The sequence below is a fragment of the Neisseria sp. P0022.S010 genome (genome assembly GCF_051956635.1).
In genome coordinates, this window is sequence record NZ_JBQCXF010000406.1 from 1 (window position 1) to 2,726 (window position 2,726).

Genomic DNA, 2,726 nt, shown 5'->3' on the forward strand with positions numbered 1-2,726 from the left:
AAATCGGCAGCGTGGATGAAAAACCGGGCAAAAGCGGCCTGAGCCACGCTTTGGAACACATGATGTTTAAAGGCACGAAAGACGTTCCCTCCGGCGAGTTCAACCGCCGCGTGTCCGAGCTGGGCGGGCAAAACAACGCCTACACCAACCGCAATGAAACGGTCTATTACGAAAACGTCGCCGCCGCCAACCTGCCCGAAATTCTGAAGCTCGAAGCCGACCGCATGCACAACCTCAACTTCAGCGACAAAGAATTCCTCAACGAGATGAACGTCATCCGCGAAGAACGCCGCCAGCGCACGGAAGACACGGCCGACGGCAAAATGTGGGAGCAAGCCTATCTTGCCGCCTTTACCCAACCGTCTATGCGCGCCTCCGTCATCGGCTACATGAAAGATTTGCACACCCTCAAAGCCGACGACTTGCGCGCGTGGTACAAACAATATTACGCGCCCAACAATGCCGTATTGGTCATTGTCGGCGATGTCGATGCCAAACAAACGCTTCAGACGGCCGCCAAACTCTTTGGCGATATTCCGGCTAAAGCCCAGCCGCCGCGCAACAAGCTCCATACCGAACCCTATTTGCGCAAGCCTGTTACGGTCAAAGCCACTTCTCCGGTTACACACCAGCCGCTGATTGCCATCAACTTCCGTGTGCCGAAACTCCAAAAACTCGATGACACGATGCCTTTCGCCCTCGACATCCTCTCCGATATTTTGGCAGGCAACGCGTCCAGCCGTTTTGATAAAAACCTCGTGCGCGGCAAGCAAACCGCATTGAGCGCAGGAACGCATTACGACATCATCAGCCGTGAAATGCCGCTGTTCAGCGTAATAGCCATGCCTGCCGAAGGCGTGAAAACCGATACTCTGATTGCCCAGCTGCGCCAAGAAATCAAAGACATTGCCGACAACGGCGTTTCCGAAGAAGAATTGCAGCGCGTCAAAACCCAGGCAGCGGTCAACGAAATCTACGCCAAAGACTCCATGTCTTCCCAAGCCTCCATGATGGGCCGCCTCGAAGCGCGCGGTTTCCAATATACCGACGAACAAGAAATCCACCGCCGCCTACAGGCCGTCAGCGCACAAGAAGTACAGGCCGCCGCCCGGATGTTGACCGACGAGCGCATGAGTACCGTCATCATCGAGCCGCAAAAAACAGCCGCCGCACCAAGCAAAAAAGCTGCCAAACGCCGATAAACATCAGGCCGTCTGAAAGCCCATATCCTTTCAGACGGCCCTAACAGAAAGCCACAACATGAAACCCACCCTGCTCGCCCTTGCCCTACTCCTGCCCTTAAGCGTCCAAGCCGCCACCGACATCCAACGCTGGCGCAACCGCGACGGCACCCAAATCCTCCTTGTCGAACGCCACGAAAACCCCATCATCGACCTTGAAGTCAGCTTCAAGGGCGCAGGCAGCGTCGCCAATCCGGACGGCAAAAGCCAAGTTGCCGAATTTACCGCCGCCCTCTTGACCGACGGCACCCAAGAGCTGGACGAAGAAGCCTTCAATGCCGAAGCCGACAACATCGGCGCACAAATCAGCAGCGACAGCAATGCCGAGAGCGCGTCCGCAGGCTTCCGCAGCCTCAGCAAAGCCGACATCCGCGACAAAGCCGCCAACTTGCTCAACCACTCGCTGACCCGTCCGCGCTTTGACGAAGCCGTTTTCCGCCGCCGTCAAACCCAATCCATCACCGGCTTGCAACAACAAGAAACCACCCCCGACTACACCGCCACGCGCAAACTGACCAAACTCATCTACCCGAACCACCCCTACGGCAGTGGCGCAAACATAACCGTTGACAGCCTCAAACGAGTTAGTCTGGACGACATCCGCGCCTTCCACCGCACCCACTACGGCAAAGACAACGCCATCGTTGCCATCGTCGGCGACCTCAACCGCAAACAGGCAGAGCAACTGGTCGAACGCGTCCTCAAAGACCTGCCGGCCAAAGCCACCGCAACCCACGCCATCCCACCCGTTCCCAAACAAACCGCCCAACGCCGCGACATCCCCTTTGCCGGTACACAGGCACAAGTCCTGCTCGGCACCTCCCTCATCAAACGCCACGACCCCGACTATTACGCCCTCGTTGCCGGTAACTACATCCTCGGCGGTGGCGGTTTCGACAGCCGCCTCATGAAAGTTTTGCGCGACCAACACGGCTACACCTACGGCGTATACAGCAGCCTCGCCCCGGCGACAGAAGAAGGCACGTTTGCCGTTTCCTACTCCACCCAAAAGAAAAACACCAAAGCCTCACTGGCCGACACCCAAGCCGTCATCGAACAGTTTATCGCCGAAGGCCCGACCGAAGCCGAACTGAAACAGGCCAAAGCCAACATCGTCGGCAGCTTCCCCCTGCGCTACGACTCCAACGACAAACTGCTTAACTACCTGAGCCTGATCGGCCTCTACGACCTGCCCAACGACTACTTGGAAGCCTACCCCAAAGCCATCAACAGCCTAACCGTCGAACAAGTCCGCGACGCATGGCAACGCCGCGTCAAATTCAAAGACCTCAACACCGTCGTTGTCGGCGCAGAATAAAACGCTTTAAAACAACAGGCCGTCTGAAAGATTTTTCAGACGGCCTGTTGTTTGACAATTATTCAGATTACTTATGCACTATGATACAATTTCTTACTTTTCAAATATTAATCATAAAAGGGGTTTTCATGAAAGTATATAAGATATTTAAAGATTCAATAGGCCAA

General features: G+C 55.6%; 2 protein-coding genes. Both read left to right on the forward strand.

Annotated features, from left to right (window positions below):
- On the forward strand, positions 1-1,202 hold a 1,202-nt coding region (locus ACTHUT_RS17400), incomplete at its 5' end, for a M16 family metallopeptidase (RefSeq protein WP_440419201.1).
- Between the two features lie 58 nt (positions 1,203-1,260).
- Positions 1,261-2,559 (forward strand): M16 family metallopeptidase, encoded by a 1,299-nt coding sequence (locus tag ACTHUT_RS17405; protein ID WP_440386773.1) that lies wholly within the window; start codon positions 1,261-1,263, stop codon positions 2,557-2,559.
- Positions 2,560-2,726 lie beyond the last annotated feature (167 nt).

Bases quoted from the DNA above. Each gene is read 5' to 3' on its own strand.
- ACTHUT_RS17405 (WP_440386773.1), top strand. From the start codon at position 1,261: ATGAAACCCACCCTGCTCGCCCTTGCCCTACTCCTGCCCTTAAGCGTC.